At 69.4% G+C, this 16,021-nt stretch carries 16 protein-coding genes; 7 read left to right on the plus strand and 9 right to left on the minus strand.

All coding sequences use genetic code 11. The features are described from left to right. The coding region (locus tag G6035_RS18260) for a transglycosylase domain-containing protein (RefSeq protein WP_176618532.1) at nucleotides 1-939 on the minus strand (939 nt) is incomplete at its 3' end. A 311-nt stretch (nucleotides 940-1,250) separates the two neighbouring features. Between G6035_RS18260 and G6035_RS18265 the strand changes: the two genes are divergently transcribed. From G6035_RS18265 to G6035_RS18275, 3 genes are all read left to right on the plus strand, one after another. Further along, a complete protein-coding gene (locus tag G6035_RS18265) occupies nucleotides 1,251-1,871 on the plus strand; it encodes an L-threonylcarbamoyladenylate synthase (RefSeq protein ID WP_176618533.1) in 621 nt (206 codons plus the stop codon). Between the two features lie 175 nt (nucleotides 1,872-2,046). After that, nucleotides 2,047-3,609, plus strand: a complete 1,563-nt coding sequence (locus tag G6035_RS18270) for an FG-GAP-like repeat-containing protein (RefSeq protein ID WP_176618534.1) — start codon at nucleotides 2,047-2,049, stop codon at nucleotides 3,607-3,609. 223 nt (nucleotides 3,610-3,832) lie between these two features. Next, entirely contained in the window at nucleotides 3,833-4,663 is an 831-nt protein-coding gene (locus G6035_RS18275) for a hypothetical protein (protein WP_176618535.1), read from the plus strand. Nucleotides 4,664-4,717: 54 nt separating this feature from the next. On the opposite strand, the gene hrpB is transcribed toward G6035_RS18275, so the two are convergent. From hrpB to G6035_RS18305, 6 genes are all read right to left on the minus strand, one after another. Continuing rightward, on the minus strand, nucleotides 4,718-7,300 hold the full coding sequence (hrpB, locus tag G6035_RS18280) for an ATP-dependent helicase HrpB (protein WP_176618536.1): 2,583 nt from the start codon (nucleotides 7,298-7,300) through the stop codon (nucleotides 4,718-4,720). A 3-nt stretch (nucleotides 7,301-7,303) separates the two neighbouring features. After that, nucleotides 7,304-7,627 (minus strand): putative quinol monooxygenase, encoded by a 324-nt coding sequence (locus G6035_RS18285; RefSeq protein WP_176618537.1) that lies wholly within the window; start codon nucleotides 7,625-7,627, stop codon nucleotides 7,304-7,306. Between the two features lie 23 nt (nucleotides 7,628-7,650). Then, nucleotides 7,651-8,313 carry an MBL fold metallo-hydrolase gene (locus tag G6035_RS18290; protein WP_176618538.1) on the minus strand — a complete coding sequence of 221 codons (663 nt, stop codon included), beginning with the start codon at nucleotides 8,311-8,313 and terminating at the stop codon, nucleotides 7,651-7,653. Between the two features lie 88 nt (nucleotides 8,314-8,401). Beyond that, a complete protein-coding gene (locus G6035_RS18295; protein WP_371131068.1) occupies nucleotides 8,402-9,262 on the minus strand; it encodes an ABC transporter permease in 861 nt (286 codons plus the stop codon). A gap of 145 nt (nucleotides 9,263-9,407) precedes the next feature. Next, nucleotides 9,408-10,430: an ATP-binding cassette domain-containing protein gene (locus G6035_RS18300; protein WP_176618539.1), complete on the minus strand. Its 1,023-nt coding sequence runs from the start codon at nucleotides 10,428-10,430 to the stop codon at nucleotides 9,408-9,410. Beyond that, a complete protein-coding gene (locus tag G6035_RS18305) occupies nucleotides 10,427-11,629 on the minus strand; it encodes a DUF2092 domain-containing protein (protein ID WP_176618540.1) in 1,203 nt (400 codons plus the stop codon). Before G6035_RS18305 ends, G6035_RS18300 begins: the two co-directional genes overlap by 4 nt. Before the next feature lie 235 nt (nucleotides 11,630-11,864). On the opposite strand from G6035_RS18305, the gene G6035_RS20310 reads away from it, so the two are divergent. Both G6035_RS20310 and G6035_RS20315 read left to right on the plus strand, forming a co-directional pair. After that, entirely contained in the window at nucleotides 11,865-12,215 is a 351-nt protein-coding gene (locus tag G6035_RS20310; protein ID WP_256128108.1) for a glycosyltransferase family 2 protein, read from the plus strand. Further along, nucleotides 12,173-12,391, plus strand: a complete 219-nt coding sequence (locus tag G6035_RS20315; RefSeq protein ID WP_256128109.1) for a hypothetical protein — start codon at nucleotides 12,173-12,175, stop codon at nucleotides 12,389-12,391. Before G6035_RS20310 ends, G6035_RS20315 begins: the two co-directional genes overlap by 43 nt. 1,031 nt (nucleotides 12,392-13,422) lie before the next feature. On the opposite strand, the gene G6035_RS18320 is transcribed toward G6035_RS20315, so the two are convergent. Continuing rightward, nucleotides 13,423-14,226, minus strand: a complete 804-nt coding sequence (locus tag G6035_RS18320; protein WP_371131067.1) for an alpha/beta hydrolase — start codon at nucleotides 14,224-14,226, stop codon at nucleotides 13,423-13,425. A gap of 214 nt (nucleotides 14,227-14,440) precedes the next feature. Between G6035_RS18320 and G6035_RS18325 the strand changes: the two genes are divergently transcribed. Both G6035_RS18325 and G6035_RS18330 read left to right on the plus strand, forming a co-directional pair. Further along, entirely contained in the window at nucleotides 14,441-15,001 is a 561-nt protein-coding gene (locus tag G6035_RS18325; RefSeq protein ID WP_176618541.1) for a DUF488 family protein, read from the plus strand. Between the two features lie 147 nt (nucleotides 15,002-15,148). Further along, the gene (locus G6035_RS18330) at nucleotides 15,149-15,418 is read left to right on the plus strand and encodes a GlsB/YeaQ/YmgE family stress response membrane protein (protein WP_176618542.1); all 270 of its coding nucleotides are present in this window, start codon (nucleotides 15,149-15,151) and stop codon (nucleotides 15,416-15,418) included. A 46-nt stretch (nucleotides 15,419-15,464) separates the two neighbouring features. Here the strand turns inward: G6035_RS18330 and G6035_RS18335 are convergent, their stop codons facing one another. Beyond that, complete coding sequence (locus G6035_RS18335; protein WP_176618543.1) at nucleotides 15,465-15,809, minus strand: VOC family protein; 345 nt, start codon at nucleotides 15,807-15,809, stop codon at nucleotides 15,465-15,467. Between the last annotated feature and the right edge of the window lie 212 nt (nucleotides 15,810-16,021).

The raw sequence follows: 16,021 nt of genomic DNA on the forward strand, positions 1-16,021 counted from the left end.
AAGGAACTTGGCCCGGTCTTCCGGCGTAGCTCCATAGGCGGAGTTGTTGAGCACCAGCTGCTGGACGTAGTCGCAGAAGTACGGGGCCATCTTTGCTGCAACACAGCCCTGCGCCGTCTTGTGCAGGTGGACTACCAGCGGTGCCTTGACAGCGGCGGCGTACTGCTTCTGCGTGATCTTCTTTTGCGCAAGCATCTTTGAAAGCACCTGGTTGCGGCGGGTCACCACGTTGTCCGGGTGCGCCACCGGGTCGTACACCGTGGGGCTGTTGACCACACCGGCCAAGGCTGCTGCCTGCGGCAGCGTCAGGTCCTTCGCGTCCGTGTCAAAGTACAGCTTGGCGGCCGCCTGGATTCCGTAGGCGCCGTTGCCGAAATAGATGAGGTTGAGGTAGCCCTGAAGAATCTGGTCCTTGGACATCGTCTTTTCCAAGTCGATGGCCTGCTTCATCTCATTGATCTTGTCCGTGATGGTCTTTTGGGCACCGAGCTTTGCCTGGTCGGTTTTTCCGGAGGTGACCAGGTTTTCAATGATCACGTTGTTCACGTACTGCTGGGTGATGGTGGACGCACCCTCACGCCCACCATGGAGTGTTGCGGCCACGGCGCGCAGGATGCCGGTGGGGTCGATGCCGCCATGCTGATAGAACCGGGCATCCTCAATGGCAACGATGCCGTTCCGGATGTACGGCGACATCTTGGCAAGCGTCACGGCCTGGCGGTCCTGCTCATAGAACCGGGCGATCACGGAACCATCGCTGGCGAGCACGGTGGTGCCCTGTGCAGGCGCGTTCAGCTTGAGCGTCCCCGGGTTGCTGTTGACGAAGGAATCCGTGCCGGACACGGCGGCAGTCGCGACTGCCCCCGCGGGGATCAGGAGCCCCGCGACCAGGACACCGGCCACGGCGCACACCACAAGGAGGGTCAGCAGGTTTCCCAAGGTGGAACCCGTGTCCCTCCAAATCGAGGGAATTCGTGGTCCTTGCGTTCCTCTGGGCATCCGGGGAAGCCTTCCTGTGCTAACTGGCGGTACTCTGCTGAATGGCAGCACCGGGCGGCGGGCAGACATCTGCTGACTCGCCGGCACTGGCGCCGATGAAGCGTTTATGGCGTGGTGTTGCTGGGCGGCGGCATCGAGAAAGATGGCACAGGTGAAGTCTCTACCATCTTGGTGGGAATTTCCTGAATGTCGCGGCGAAACGTTCGGGCGAACACCTTTGCACCGGCGTGCCCGGAAGTAAGCTTACGTGCATGGCCAAGTTCTTTGACATCCATCCCCACGACCCGCAGGCGCGTTCCGTGACCCAGGTGGTGGCGCTACTGCGCGACGGCGGTCTCATCGCCTATCCCACGGACTCCTGCTATGCCTTGGGCGCACAGATCGGCAACAGGGATGCGCTGGACCGGATCCGGGCCATTCGCCATCTGGACAGCAAGCACCATTTCACGCTGGTCTGCAAGGACTTTGCCCAGCTGGGCCAGTTCGTCATGATGGACAACGACATCTTTCGCAGCATCAAGGCCGTGACCCCGGGGCCATACACGTTCATCCTTCCCGCCACGAAGGAAGTTCCGCGGCGCATGGCCCATCCGAAAAAGAAAACGGTGGGCGTGCGCATTCCGGACAGCCGCCTTATCCACGCCATACTCGACGAACTGGGCGAGTCGCTGCTCTCCAGCACCTTGTTGCTGCCGGATGAGGAGGAACCGCTGACCCAGGGCTGGGAAATCAAGGAGACGCTTGACCACGTGGTGGATGCGGTGATCGAATCCGGCGACGTCGGGGCGGAGCCCACCACCGTGGTCGATTTTTCCAGCGGCTACGCCGAGGTCGTCCGACGCGGCATGGGCGATCCCTCCCGTTTCGAATAGCCGCGAAGGGTACCCGCCGGTGCTGTGGCGGGCCCGGCAACACAGTGCTTTACTGGAGCCTAGACACTGGCTGCGAGAGAAGCCGTAAGAGATGAGCACCCGTCCTGGCGATCGCTGTTTAACCGCGACGACCCGGCCACGCGCCGGGCGGAGATTGCGCCGCCCAGTGCCGGCCATGGCCGCCTGCGCCGCCCTGGTGCTGGGCCTGCTGGTGTCCGGGGTTTCCTTCGCCATCCCCGCACGGGCCGCATCCCTCTCCGGGAACGACGTGTCCTGGCCGCAATGTCCGACGGCGGCGGGCGGATACGGCCTGCCCCTCCCTCCCGATTCGGCCCAGTTCGTTGTCATCGGCCTGACAAGGGGGCTGCCCTTCACCGCCAATCCCTGCCTGGCCTCCGAAGCCGGCTGGGCGGCCGCCCGGAACAAGCCGGCCCACGGCTATGCCATGGCCGCCTTCCCCACTGCCGCCCAACTCCTTACGTACAAGGCCCGCGGCCCGTGGTCGGCCGCCACCCGTGCCGGGCAACTCTCCAACGTGGGGTACGCAGAGGCGGCGGCCGCTGTCAGCGCCATGGCCGGCGACGGCTTCCGACCGCCGGTGGTCTGGATCGACGTCGAGCCCCGGCCCGCGCAGCCGTGGCCGGCCACGACAGCCGCCCAACAGCGGGAAAACCGGCTGGTGGTGGAAGGCCTCATGCGCGGGCTTCACGATGCCGGATTTGCCTACGGCCTGTACTCGTTTACGTCAGGCTGGGCAGCCATTACGGGATCCTGGCTGCTGCCCGGCGTCCCTGTCTGGGCGACCGCGGGCCGCCTTGACTACCCCACGGAAGGCCTGGACATGTGCGCACGGCCGGCCTTCTCCGGCGGCCGCGTGTACCTTTCCCAGTGGTACGACGACGTGTACGACCATGACATCACCTGCAGCCCTTACACGTTCACACCGCTTGCCATGCCCGGCTCGTCGCCGTCCGGCTCAACCGGCGACTTCAACGGCGACTGGAACAACGACGTGCTGGCCCGCGTGGCGGCCACCGGAGCCCTTCGTCTCTACCCGGGCAACGGCCGTGGCGCCTTCACCGGGGCATCCACAATTGGAAGCGGATGGCAGGGCATGAATGCGCTGGACACCGTGGGAGACTTCAACGGGGACGGGCGGGCTGATGTGCTGGCGCGGGAAAGGTCCACAGGCTACCTCTGGCTTTACCCCGGCAACGGACGTGGAGGGTGGATGCCACGCACAAAAGTGGGCAGCGGATGGAACACCTTCAGCATTGTCCTTGGTCCCGGTGACTTCAACGGCGACCAAAGGGTCGATGTCCTGGGCCGGGATGCTGCCGGGGAGCTGTGGCTGTATCCGGGCAACGGACGTGGAGGGTGGCTGGCGCGAGTGAGGGTGGGCAGTGGCTGGAACGCCATGAATGCCATCCTGGGCCCCGGCGACGTCAATGGCGACGGTACGGCGGACCTTTTGTCCCGGGAAACCGCCTCGGGCGCGCTGTGGCTGTATCCGGGGAACGGCCGCGGAGGATGGCTGCCCCGGGTCAAGCTGGGCACCGGCTGGAATTCAATGACGGCACTCGCATCCGCCGGTGATTTCAACGGCGACAGGACCCCTGACGTGCTGGCCCGGGATCCAGCCGGCAGCCTATGGCTGTACGCCCTGGGCGGCAACGTCTCATGGCTGCCGCGCACGCTCGTCGGATGGGGCTGGAATTCCATGAACAGCATTTTCTAGGACGATTTTCGGGACAATGCCGGGGCAAGGCTGGCGGCCGTCCCAGGTCCTTGGCGGCGCACGGCACTGGACGCGGACGAAGGTGGCCGTTAGCGTGGTGCGGGCACCGGTCAATGGACTGGCGCACGTACCTGGAGCAAGGGGTCAGGAAACGCAGCGTGAACGGGACGACGTTATGAGGCCGGGCGGTCCGATGTGCCGCGTTGCAAGGCTGCTGGCGGGGATGGCGGCCTGCGCCGCCCTGCTGGCCGGTTGCGCGCCCGGCCCCCAGCCCCACGCCACGCCCGCGGTCCCCACCGCACATTCCGGCAATGACATCTCGTGGCCCCAATGTCCGGCTGCGTCAGGTGGCTACGGCCTCCCACTGCCGCCGGAATCAGCGCAGCTGGCGGTCATCGGAGTGACCAACGGCCTGCCCTTCACAGTCAACCCGTGCCTGGCCTGGCAGGTGGGCCGGGCCTCGAACATGCCCGTGCCGCGCCATGCCTACGTCATGGCGGCATTCCCGACGCCCGCCCAACTTCGCGGCAACAAGGCCCAAGGCCCGTGGCCCGCCGGCACCCGGGACGGCCAACTGTCCAATGCGGGATACGCCGAGGCTGTCGCCGCCGTGGCAGCCATGGCCAAGGCCGGCTTCTTGCCGGGGATGGTGTGGATTGACGTGGAGCCGCACAAGCCGCAACCCTGGCCGACGTCGTCCCCCACGCACCAGCGGGAGAACCGTCTGGTCATTGGCGGGATGATGCGCGGGTTTCACGACGCCGGCCTGCCCTACGGTTTGTACTCCTACCACCGCGCGTGGGCGGACATCACCGGGTCCTGGCAACTGCCCGGTGTGCCGGTCTGGGCCACCGCGGGGCAGGACACCCCCGACAAGGCGCGGGCCAAGTGCGGAAAGCCCGGCTTTTCAGGCGGGCACGTGTACCTGGCCCAGTGGTACGACGACGTGCGCGACTACGACATGACGTGCGGCACGTACGCGTTCACGCCGCTGCCCATTCCGGATACCCCGCTGCCGGCCCCGGGCCCGGCAGACCAACCCCGGCACCACTAACCGGCAGCCGCTTTGGCGGAGGAACGCCAGCTGGAGAGGCGGCACACCGGGCACTCACATCCGGCGCTTCACCTTCGCAGTGGCGGGTGCTGTCCACGGGTCTTCGGGCCATGGATGTTTCGGGTACCGTCCCCGCATCTCGGCCCGCACCTGTGCATAGGGGCCGGACCAAAAGGACGCGAGGTCGTCCGTGACGGCCAGCGGGCGCCCGGCCGGGGAGAGCAGATGGAACAACACCGGGACCCGGCCGCGGGCCAGCCGCGGCGTGGCAGCCCAGCCAAAGCATTCCTGGAGCTTGACGGCGACCACCGGCCTGCCGCCGTCGGACTCCACGTCAGGATAGTCAATGCGCGCCTGGGACCCGCTGGGCACCGCGAGCCGCTCCGGGGCCAGCTCCCCCAGCTTCGCTGCTTCCGGCCAGGGCAGCAGCCGCCGCAGCGGATCGGCCAGGCCGATGGAGGAAGCAGCCTTTCCCTTGGCCACCGCCTCCAATTCCGGGGCCAGCCACTCATCAAGTCGGTCCAGCAGGGCGGAGTCGGAAACGTCCGGCCAGGGCTTCCCCAGTTCGCGGTGCAGCAGGGCCATCCGGCGCCGCAGCGAGTCCGCCGGGCCGCTCCACGTGAGCAGCCCCAGCCCCGAGGCGCGCAGCTCGTCGGCCACTGCTGCACGTCCCTGTGCCGTGGTGGCCTTGACCGGCGTGGAGGAGAGCACGATGGCCCCCAGCCGCCGCTCCCTGCGGGCCGTGACGCGCCCGTTGCGGAATTCGGCCAACACTTCTTCGGAGGCAAGGTGGCGGGCCGCGGCCTGCACCGTGTCCAGGCTGACGGCTGCCGCGGAGCGGATGACAGCCCCGGTGCCCGCGGCATCCCGCCCCCGGGCACGCGCGACCTCGGCCACCGCCACCCAGTCCTGGCCGGTCAGCGCGCTTCCGCCCGGCAGGCCCGCGCGTGTGCCCGAAGCCAGGAGATAGGTGTCGGTGCCCGGGACGCGGCGCGCCACCCTGTCGGGATAGGCAAGCGCGACGACGAATCCCGTCACGTCCCCGGCAGGGATCCCCTGCCCGCCTGCGTCGGCGGCCGGCGGCGCGGCCTGCTTCGCGTCTGCCTCCCGGCGCGCGATTCCTTCCATGCGGCGGGCGTCTTCCCGCCACCGCCCGGCCCCCGGGTCCCGGCCGGAACGCAGGGACGCCAGCAGCGCCGCCAGGTCTGCACCGGGCGTTCGGTGGTCCCCCGCCACCAGGGCAACAGCCTCGGCCGCCTTCCGGGGGCCGACGGCGGCGGCACCGTCCAGGAGGGCACGCGCCAGACGGGGGTCGGCCGGGACCCTGGCCAGGATCCTGCCGAAGGGGGTGGCCAGGCCGCGGGCGTCGACGGCGCCGAGTTCGCGCAGCGTTTCCACGGCGCCGGCCATGGCAGCCTGTGGCGGTGGTGTGGGCAGCGCCAGGCCGAAGCCTTCCGGGGCGCCCCAGCAGGCCAGGATGAGCGCGACCGGGGACAGCTCTGCGACCAGTATTTCCGGCCGCTGGTGCGCCGGTGCCGCCGCGTACGTCTTTTGGTCGTAACAACGGACCACGATTCCTGGTCCCAGCCGGGCGGCACGGCCGGCCCGCTGGTCGGCCGAGGCACGCGAACAGGAGGCCGTGACCAGGCCGGACATGCCGCGGGCCACGTCCCGGCGGGGCTCACGCGTCAGGCCGGAGTCGATGACCAGCCGCACCCCCGGCACGGTCAGGGACGACTCGGCCAGGCTGGTGGAGACGATGATGCGCGGCAGCCCGCCGGGCAGGCGCCCGGAAACGGCCCGGTCCTGTTCGGTGGCCGCCGCCTGGCCGTGGAGTTCGAGCACGTCGGTCCCGGCCCGCCGGAGCCGGGCGGCTATGTACCCGACTTCCCAGGCGCCGGGGGCGAATACGAGGGCATCCGTGCCGGCATCCCGGCCCAGCGCCTTGGAGTGGGCCGCTGAAGCCGTGTCCGCCACATGGTCCAGGAAGGCCCGCGACACGCCCCGCCCGTCAATCCGGGGCCCCGGCGCGGGCGCCCAGACCGTTTCGAGGGGGAACAGCACCGACGGCGAGTCGACCACGGGTGCAGCGGTGCCGGCGTCGTCCGCCAGGAGCGCGGCAAAGCGTGCCGCCTCCAACGTGGCCGACATGGCGACGAGGACAAGGTCGCCGCGGAGCTGCCTGACCTCGGCGAGCATGCCGGTCAGCAGGTCCGTCCCAAGGCCGCGTTCGTGCACCTCGTCGAGGATGACCGCGCCGGTGGACTCGAGCCCGGGGTCGGACAGCAGGCGGCGCAGCAGGATGCCGGGGGTGACAAATTCCACCAGCGTCTCGGCTCCGGCATGGCTCTCCCCCCGCACCGTGTAGCCGACGCGGCCGCCCAGCGGGCTGCCGTCCAGCGCGGCCAGCCGGCGGGCCGCAGCCCGTGCCGCCACGCGCCGCGGCTGGGTGACCACCACGCGCAGTCCGGGGACCAGGTTGGCCGTCAGGGGCGGCACGAGCGTGGTCTTGCCCGTGCCGGGAGGGGCCTGGACGACGGCGGTTCCGGCACTGCCAAGGGCCGCGGCGAGGCGGTCCAGGGCGGTGGCGAAGGCCAGGCCCCGGCCGACCGTCTCCAGGTCAAAGGCTGTGGCCACCGGTCAGCCGATCTGCAGTTCGCCCATCTCGCCCCAGGCGTCGCCATCCACCTTGCGTGAGACGATCCGGGGAGTCGCGAGAAGCGCCGGGCGCATGGCCTCCAGGCCGGCCTTGAAGTGGGCGCTGTTCACATGCGCGGCCGCGGCGTCGTCGTCCAGGAATGCTTCCACCAGGACAAACTCGGCCGGGTCTTCCACGCTGCGCGACCAGTCGAACCAGAGATTGCCGGGTTCCTGGCGGGTGGCCGCCGTGAACGGGCCCACGAGGTCCATGAAGCGGTCGGTGTGCTTGGGCCTGGTCTGGAATTTCACCACGATGAAGTACATGCCATCCAGCTTAGGCGAGCGGGCTACCAGCCGCGTTCGCGCCATTCCGGCAGGGACGGCCGCTCGGCGCCGAGTGTGGTGGGGTCCCCGTGGCCGGGCAGCACCACGGCGTCGTCGGAATAGGCCCCGAAAAGGCGCTCCTCGACGTCCGCCAGCAGGGATGCGAAGCGCCGGGGATCGCTTTCGGTGTTGCCGACGCCGCCCGGGAAGAGGGAATCGCCGCTGAAGATCAGGGTGGTGCCGCCGTCGGCGAGGATGTAGGCGATGGATCCGGCGGTGTGGCCGCGGAGGTGGACGGCGTGAAGGGTGATCCCGTCCGTCTCCAGCACGTCGCCGTGCTCCAGCTGACGGCTGACGGCGACGCCGGATTCGGACTCGATCCCGGCGGCGTCCTCACGGCCCGCTGCGGTGGGGATGCCGCCGGCAATCCCGGCCAGGGCGCGCACGTGGTCCCAGTGGCGGTGGGTGATGGCCACGAGCAACAGCTTGGCCGTTGCCGCGGAATCCGCCGCCGAGTCCTGGAGCATGCGGCGGATGGCGGGGGCGTCGTCGGCGGCATCAATGAGGACCTGGGCGCCGCTTTGCCGGTGCGTGATGAGGTAGACATTGTTGGCCATGGCCGAAACCACCGTGCGGCGGACGGTGACGCTGGGAAGTTCGTGGATGAGGCTGGTCTCTGCAGTCATGGGGCTAAGCCTAGCGGCCGAGGGGCCCCAAAGGAGCGAAGCGAGTTTGGGGAGGCCGCTTGGCGCTAGCGGCCGAGGGGCCCGGCCTTTAGGACAGCACGTCCTTCGTGGCGAACCGGCCGTAGGCCAGCGCCCCAAACACCAGGACGTATCCGAGTTGAAGCACGGCATTGTTGCCGAACGACGTCCATTCGACGGGTTGGCGGAGCAGGTCGGCAAACCCGAGCCACCAGTGGCTGAACAGCCACGGATGCAACCAGTCCAGCTGCGGCAGCGCGTCGAGCACCTGGGCGGCGATGGCCAGCACAACGGTGGCCGCCATGGCCCCGACGGGCACGTCGGTCAGGGTGGAAATGAAAAGGCCGACTGCCGCCAATCCCAGGAGAGACACGAACACGTACGCACCAACAAGCACGATCCTGCCCTCGGCCGTCCACACGTCCACCAGGTCCCCCGATAACAAGGGCACCGGCCCGGACGGGAACAAGGCGAGCCCTGCCACGGTGCCGGCCAACAGCACGGCGGAAGTCGCGGCCGCGCAAAATACTGCCGTGCCCACGTATTTGACGAGCAGCAGGCGGGCCCGCCCGGCGGGCGCCGCCAGCAGGTAGCGCAGAGTGCCCAGCCCGGCTTCACCGGCAAGGGTGTCGCCGGAGACAACGCCTACCGTCAGGGGCAGGAACAGCGGTGTGCACAGGACCAGTGCCGTCAGCACCACGAACAGGCCGTTGTGCGTGATCCGGTCCAGAAAGGCCGGGCCCTCGCCGCCGCTGCCTGCACCCGTGACCCTGACGGCGACGGCAATGAGGACCGGAACGGCCGCCAGCGCAGCCAGCATGGCCCAGGTCCGCCGGCGGCGGAACATGACGGAGAGTTCCGAGGCGAGAAACGGCCAGGTCCGGGCCCGCGCACGGGCGGTGGGCGCTCCGGCGGGCCTGCCGTCCGGCAGGGCGCCCGGCCGGCCGGACGGCAGGCCGGCCACGGGTCCGGGCGCTGACCCCTCCCTGCCGTGGGCCACTGCCGAATACGGGGCGGCTGCCGGCGGCTCCTCCCCCGGGGCGTTCCACCCGCCACCATGGCCTTCAGGGCTGCTCTCACCGGACAACGTCGAACCCCTCCCCCGTCAGTTCCACGAAACGGTCCTCAAGGCTTCCGCTTTCCATGCTGAAGCCGCGCACCCGCACGCCCCCACGGACCAGTGCGGCCACAATCTCCTCCGCACGGGGCGTTCCGGCGGGCGCCGCGTCCACCGCGGACGGGAACTGCGCCGTGACAGGCGGCCCATCCATGTCATCCACGGCCTGCGTTGCCGGGCCGGGGACCAGGCCTGCCGGGCCGGGGACCAGGCCCAGGGCCGCCAGGACGCCCCGGGCGGGCCCGGCGTCGGGCGTGCGGACAACCACCAGCGGGCGGCCCGCCGCACGGAGCGCGGCCAGCGTCCCCTGGGCCACGAGCTGCCCCGCCCGCATGATGGCGGCGTGCGTGCAGATTTGTTCCACTTCGGCGAGCAGGTGGCTGGAGACAAAGACAGTTATACCTTCCGCGGCAAGGGACCGCACCAAGTTGCGGACCTCGCGGGTGCCTTGCGGATCCAGGCCGTTGGTCGGCTCGTCCAGGACCAGTAGCTCGCGGGGGCGCAGCAGGGCGTTGGCAAGGCCCAGGCGCTGCTTCATGCCCAGCGAATAGGCCTTGACCTTCTTGGCCGCCGCATGCTGGAGCCCCACCCGTTCCAGTGCCCCGGCCACCCGTTGACGGCGCGTGGTGGGCTGGGAATGCGGGTCTGCGGCATCGAGCCGGTGCAGGTTGGCCGTGCCGGAGAGGAAGGGGTAAAACGCCGGGCCTTCCACGAGGGCGCCCACGCGCGGCAGCACTGCGTCCAGGCGTCGCGGCATGTCCTCGCCCAGCACGGAGGCCGAGCCGCTGGTGGCGTTGGCCAGCCCCAGAAGCATGCGGATGGTGGTGGTCTTGCCGGAACCATTGGGCCCCAGGAAGCCAAAGACGGAGCCGGCCGGGACGCTGAGGTCGAGGCCAGCGACGGCGGTTTGCCGGCCGAACACCTTGGTCAGGCCGTGGGTTTCAATGACTGGCGCGGGGGTGTGCGCCGGCCGGCCGCTCACCGGGCCGCTGCGGCCTGCTCGAGTGCTGCAAGCGGGACGGCGCCGGCATAAAGTGCACCGCCGGGGGTGATCAGCACGGTGAACAGTGCAGTGGACAGCGCATGCCCGCCCGGGACGGGTTGCAGCAGGCGTGCCACTGCAGGCGCGGCGGTCAGGTCCGACGGCACTGTGCCGGCGGGTGCCTCGGTGATGGCTGCCCAGCCGGTGCCGGAAGTGTCAACCTTGGGGGCGGCGTGCGTGCGGGCGTGTGCACGGGGGCCCACGGCATGGGGATGCAGCTTGGGTGCAGGTACGGTCCTTCGGGTGACGGAGGTGCCCGGCGGCGGGGTGAACATGAAGGTGGATGCCGGTGGGGCGGCCAGATCCAGCGTGCTGAAACCAATGTCCACTGCCGCGGAGTCCTGCCCGCGTGCCGTCACGGTCACCCGCAGGGGCAGTCCGGTGGCGGCATCAACGGCGATGGTGACCTTGCCGATAAGTGTCTTTGTGGTCCGTGGGATGAGTTGCAGCTCGTAGGCGCCGCGCTTGGCAACCTTCGTGTTCGGTCCCAGGCTGAGTTGCGTGGTGGGGTCAAGGCCCTTGACCAGTTCCGCGGCCAGGGCGCTGGGGGTTTGTTCGAAAGCGCCGGGCGCCAGCGCCCTGGGCAGCTTGGGGTTGTGCAGCTTGGGGTTGTGCATCTTGGCATTGTGAAGCCTGGGGTTGCGCATGCCTGGCCCCGGCAGCGTCGTTTCCGTGGCCTTGTTGGTGGCGCTGTTGTAGGTCCAGACGGTGGTGCCGTTGTGGATGAGGTCGCGTTCGGCCAGCTTGTCCAGTACCTGCACACGCTGCCTGCCGGCGCCGTCCAGGTACACCCGTACGGTGTGGGGTCCAGTCAAAAACCCCAGCAGCCGGGTGATGGTTGCGGCCTTGAGGGGATTCCGGGCCGCGGCTGACGTGCCTCCCGCCGTGGCGCCGGAGGAGGCGCCGGGCCCAAGCGATGCCCGTTGTCCCGGGGACCCCGGGCCCAGGTCAGGCAGCTGGGGCAGGCCCAGGCGGGCTGATTCCTGCACGGTGCCCGAGAGCTGGTGCACCGTGTTGCCGGCCATGAGGGCCAGCACCTGTTGCGGTGTCCTGTGCGGGAGGTCAACGGTTGACGAAGCCTGGAGGGGTCCGGCCAGCACGGCAGCGGCGATGACCGCCGGCATGGCCGCTGCGGGCATCCAACGAATCCATTGGCGGGTCATGGCAGTCCCGCCCCTGCTGGTGTGCGCACGCCTCCAGCTTACGCCGGTGCGCAGGAGGGGAAGCTGTGAATTCACCGGCATTTGCCGCCGGGGCAGGCAGTTTCCCTAGCCGCCCCGCCACGGCCGCCGGGGCAGCCGTGGCGGGGCGGCTGCAGCGTGGTGGCGGGGCTGGCAACGGCGTGTCCCGGCATGCGTCCGGCAGGGGTGCGGCATGACCCGGACCGCCGTCGTCATTCCATGCCGCAACGACTCCGCCATGCTGGAAGACTGCCTGGCACTGCTGGCCGCACAGGACCGTCCGGCAGACCAGCTCATCGTGCTGGACAATGCGTGCACGAACAACACCGCCGATGTTTGCGCGGCGGCCGGTGTCCTGCGGATCGTCTCGACACCGCCGGTCATTGCACCCACCGAGGCACACGGCTTCGACGCGGCCGCTGCAGCGGGCGCACAGATCCGGGCGCACCTGGATGCAGATTCACGTCCGCCCGCCGACTGGCTGGCAAGAGTGGAAACAGGGTGGAAACAGAGCTGTTGGGCGCGGGACCGCTGTCCCTGCTGACAGGACCCGGCGACTTTTACGACCGGAGCCGGCTCGTGTGCCGCATGGGACGCACGCTCTACCTGGGCGGCTACCACCACATGGTGGGTACCCTGTTGGGCCACCCGCCGGCCTTTGGCTCCAAATCCGCCATGACTGTCGACGACTGGGCCCGGACAGGACCCCGCGTTTTGTGAAACTCCCCCCTGGTCCACGACGCCCTCGGCATCTCCTGCCGGCTGCGCCCCGACATGCACGTGGTGTACGACGCCGGCCTGCGCATGCCCGTCTCCGTCCGGCCGTTCCGTTCGTGGGCATCACCCGCGCCCCGGCTGGCCATGGCGTGGGAAACGTTCCGACTTGAGTTCCGGGGCGAGCCGCCGCTGCGCCGGCACCGGTCCCGGCGCCGGCGGGCCGGGGGCGCACCGACGCTGCCCCTCCCCGGTGCCGGGCTTGTGCGGCCCTGCCGAAGGGCTCCAGCATGTCCCGGCACAGCTGGTGCGGCGACGACCTCTCGCAGGGGCTGTGCCCGGAACGGTAGACGGCCAGTGCGGCGCCGATGGACTCAGCAAACGTGGCATGGAGGCGTGTGGGCCAGAGGCCATGCTCCCCCACGGCCACCAGCGTGGGCAGTCCGGCAGCTGCGAGCGCTGCAGTGAAATCCGGGGTCCGGTGCATGGGGCCGACCATGTCCCGCACGGACTGGCGGCGGGTGAGCCGGAAGCGGTCGCGGACAAAGCGGAGCCTGCCGGGCGGCACCGGGATGACGTTGGACTGGATCCAGGAAGTCATGAGGGCCGCGCCTGTCCGGTCGCCGCCCAGGACGGCCGGCGGGCCGTTCCTGCTGATTCCGCGGAAGCTTCGCCCGGCCAGCGGCGGGCACCCCAGCAGCGTCAGGCCCGCCAAGAGCCCCAGCTCAGCCGCGCAGGCGAGCGAAGCCACGGTGCCGGCAAAGGAATAGCCCACCACGTGTAGCGGGCGGCCCGCCGTGGCCACGGCGTCGCGCACCACTGCCAGGACGTCGTCCGTGAAGGGCCGGTAGCTGTAGTGCGTTCGCGGGGCTGAGGTTTTCCGGGCCGGCTCCGGTGGACTCGTACCGGCCGGCCAGGTCCAGGCAGGCGGTGTTGCAGCCGGCCGCGGCCGGCAGGGGCATCATGAAGGCAAAGTCCTCCTTGGAGCCGATCCCGCCGGGCGCCAGGACCACCGGCTGCCCGGCGGGATCGCCCGGTCAGATGGCGGCGAGCGCGCCGCTCGGGGCGTCAAAGGTGGAGCGGGCGAATTCCGGGCCAAGCGGCGCCCAGTTGAGGTCCGGCAGCCCGGCGTCGAGCAGTTCGTCGGTATTTGGCGTGCCGCCCTCCCTGCAAAGGATTGTAGGGGCCGGTACACTTCCTGGGACTTCCGGGAAGCGGAAGTTTTGCTGCCAGGTGTGTTCGGTGTTGGCGCTTTCCCAGCCGTACACGAACGGGTCAACCTCGACGCCGTGGCGCTGGAGGCTGGCGATCAGGTTCAGGTTGGCTGTGTAAAAAAGTCCCGTTCCGGCGTGGTGATGAACACCGGCGGGCAGCGGGCCTCCGGCCATTCGATGGGCGACATGTAGTCGGCCGCCTCGCGCAGGCGCGTCCTGTCCCTGCCGGTCCCCGGCCCGTGCATGAGCATGCGGATGAAGTTCAGGCTCAGCACGAATCCCGGATCGAAAAAGACGAAAAGGGTCCGCCACGCTGCAGTGCTGCACCAGGCCCGTCAGGCTGGCCGCGGGCAGGCCCGGCTGCAGCCTGTCGCACCCGGCCGGCGAAGGGCGGAAGGTGGCGGCCGTGATGGGCGCGGAAATCTGGCTGCCGGCCCAGTCGCCGCCGAGCACCACCCGTGGCGGGTCCCCGCCGAGTCGGGCGATGTTGCCGGCCACCCACGCCAGCGCGGCATTGGCGTCCTGCAACACGTGGCCCAAATTGAACCGTGGCGCCTTGCGGTAGTTGGCGTTCACCACCACCAGGCCGGCCGCTGCCTGGCTGGCACCGTCCTTGGTGGGCGGCACCTTGTCCCCGGACGTCCAGCCGCCCCGTGGAAGTACACGTACACGGGGAGCAGGCCGTTCCCGGCGGGTTCCGGCACGCGGCGCAGTACGGCCCGGGCACGCCTGCCGGATGCAAAGGTGCCGCCGGATCCGCCAGCCGCAGCGCCCTCCATGGGTCAAGGCTGCGCCCATGCCCTCCACGTTGCGCCAGCCAACCGGGCGTAGCGTGGAGGGCATGGACGCGTTGGCAATCTACACGGTGGGGCACTCCACACACCCGTTCCCGGAGTTCCTTCAGCTTCTGGCGGCGCACGGCATTGGGCGCCTGGTGGACGTGCGCACCATCCCCAAGTCCAGGCACAACCCGCAATTCATGCAGGCGGCGCTGGCGGTGGACCTGCCCGCGGCGGGCATCAGCTACGAACGGGCCGCCGGGCTGGGCGGACTGCGCCACACGCACCGGGACAGCCCCAATGGCGGTTGGCGGAACGCATCCTTCCGGGGCTATGCCGACTACATGCAGACACCGGAATTTGTGCAGGCCCTGGAGGGGCTCATCGCCGACGCCCGCGGCGGGCGCACCGCCATCATGTGTGCCGAAGCCGTGCCGTGGCGCTGCCACCGTTCCCTCATTGGCGATGCCCTGCTGGTGCGCGGAATTTCCGTCCTGGACATCCTGGACGAAAGGCCCGCCAGGCCGCACCGCTTGACGTCGTTTGCCCGCGTCGACGGCATCATGGTCAGCTACCCGCCCGAGACCGGGCCCGGCGCCCGCACTGGCAGTGGCGGCCCGTGACGGATCCGCCGGCCCGGGGCTGGACGTGCGGATCCTTCTTGGCTAGTTTATGGACATGGCCGACGCCCACACCGGGCGCAGCCTGTCGGTATCACCACCACAGCATGACGCACAGGTACGACGGCAGGATCAACATAGGGAGGAACAATGGGTTTCATATCTTGGATCATCTTGGGCCTGATCGTGGGGGCCATCGTCAAGGCAATCATGCCCGGGAGGGTCGGGGGCGGCTGGATCACGACCCTGGTCCTCGGCATTGTCGGCGCCATCGTCGGCGGCTGGATCGGCGCCCTGCTCTTCCACAGCGGCGGCATGTCCTTCTGGAACATCGGTTCATGGATCCTGGCCATTGTCGGCGGCCTCGTCGTGGCCGGCATTTACGGGGCCATCAAGGGCCGTTCCAGGTCGGCCGCCTGATCGACGATGCGTGTGGGCCGGCGCCGGGGGCGCCGGCCCACATCCGTCAGCCGGCGTTCGGGTGCCAGATGCCGAACCGGTTTCCCTGCGGGTCCTCAAGGTGGGCGAACTGGATGGTCCCGTTGTCCACGCGGGGCACGACAACCCTGGCCCCCAGGCCCACCGCCTTGTCAATGCCTGCCGCGACGTCGTCCACCTGGACGTAGAAGATGGCCCAGGTTCCCGCGCCCATCGTGGAGGTGTCCCACAGGCCGCCCTTGCCGCCGTCGACCATGCTGTAGCTGCCCTCGGAGGGCGGGCCGACGGGCCAGCCAAACAAGCCTGAATAAAAGGCCGAGGCGGCCTCGGGATCCGGGGATCCGATCTCAAAGTAGTTCACGGGGTTGTTCATGGCGGTCCTTCCGGGGCGGGGTGGTATCCCACCAGCATCGCCCCGCCGGGGCCCCGGGGCAAGGGGTCGACGAGACTCATGAAAAGTGCTCGCGTAATGGGGTGCGTGCCTCATTTGGGAAGTGCTCGCGAAATCTCTGGTGCATGTTCGGGTGCTTTGGTGTGCTGGAGGGATGGGCTACAGGGTGTCGAAAGTCTGCGCGCAGGGAAATT

Source organism: Arthrobacter sp. SDTb3-6 (genome assembly GCF_013376095.1).
Taxonomy (GTDB): Bacteria; Actinomycetota; Actinomycetes; order Actinomycetales; family Micrococcaceae; genus Specibacter.

What these genes read in the sequence shown, in the direction of transcription:
- G6035_RS18330 (WP_176618542.1), top strand. Translation starts at nt 15,149, where the DNA reads ATGGGTTTCATATCTTGGATCATCTTGGGCCTGATCGTGGGGGCCATC.
- G6035_RS18270 (WP_176618534.1), top strand. Translation starts at nt 2,047, where the DNA reads ATGGCCGCCTGCGCCGCCCTGGTGCTGGGCCTGCTGGTGTCCGGGGTT.
- G6035_RS18305 (WP_176618540.1), bottom strand. Translation starts at nt 11,629, where the DNA reads ATGCCCGCAGCGGCCATGCCGGCGGTCATCGCCGCTGCCGTGCTGGCC.
- G6035_RS18265 (WP_176618533.1), top strand. Translation starts at nt 1,251, where the DNA reads ATGGCCAAGTTCTTTGACATCCATCCCCACGACCCGCAGGCGCGTTCC.
- G6035_RS18325 (WP_176618541.1), top strand. Translation starts at nt 14,441, where the DNA reads ATGGACGCGTTGGCAATCTACACGGTGGGGCACTCCACACACCCGTTC.
- G6035_RS18285 (WP_176618537.1), bottom strand. Translation starts at nt 7,627, where the DNA reads ATGTACTTCATCGTGGTGAAATTCCAGACCAGGCCCAAGCACACCGAC.
- G6035_RS18290 (WP_176618538.1), bottom strand. Translation starts at nt 8,313, where the DNA reads ATGACTGCAGAGACCAGCCTCATCCACGAACTTCCCAGCGTCACCGTC.
- G6035_RS18275 (WP_176618535.1), top strand. Translation starts at nt 3,833, where the DNA reads ATGGCGGCCTGCGCCGCCCTGCTGGCCGGTTGCGCGCCCGGCCCCCAG.
- G6035_RS18335 (WP_176618543.1), bottom strand. Translation starts at nt 15,809, where the DNA reads ATGAACAACCCCGTGAACTACTTTGAGATCGGATCCCCGGATCCCGAG.
- G6035_RS20310 (WP_256128108.1), top strand. Translation starts at nt 11,865, where the DNA reads ATGACCCGGACCGCCGTCGTCATTCCATGCCGCAACGACTCCGCCATG.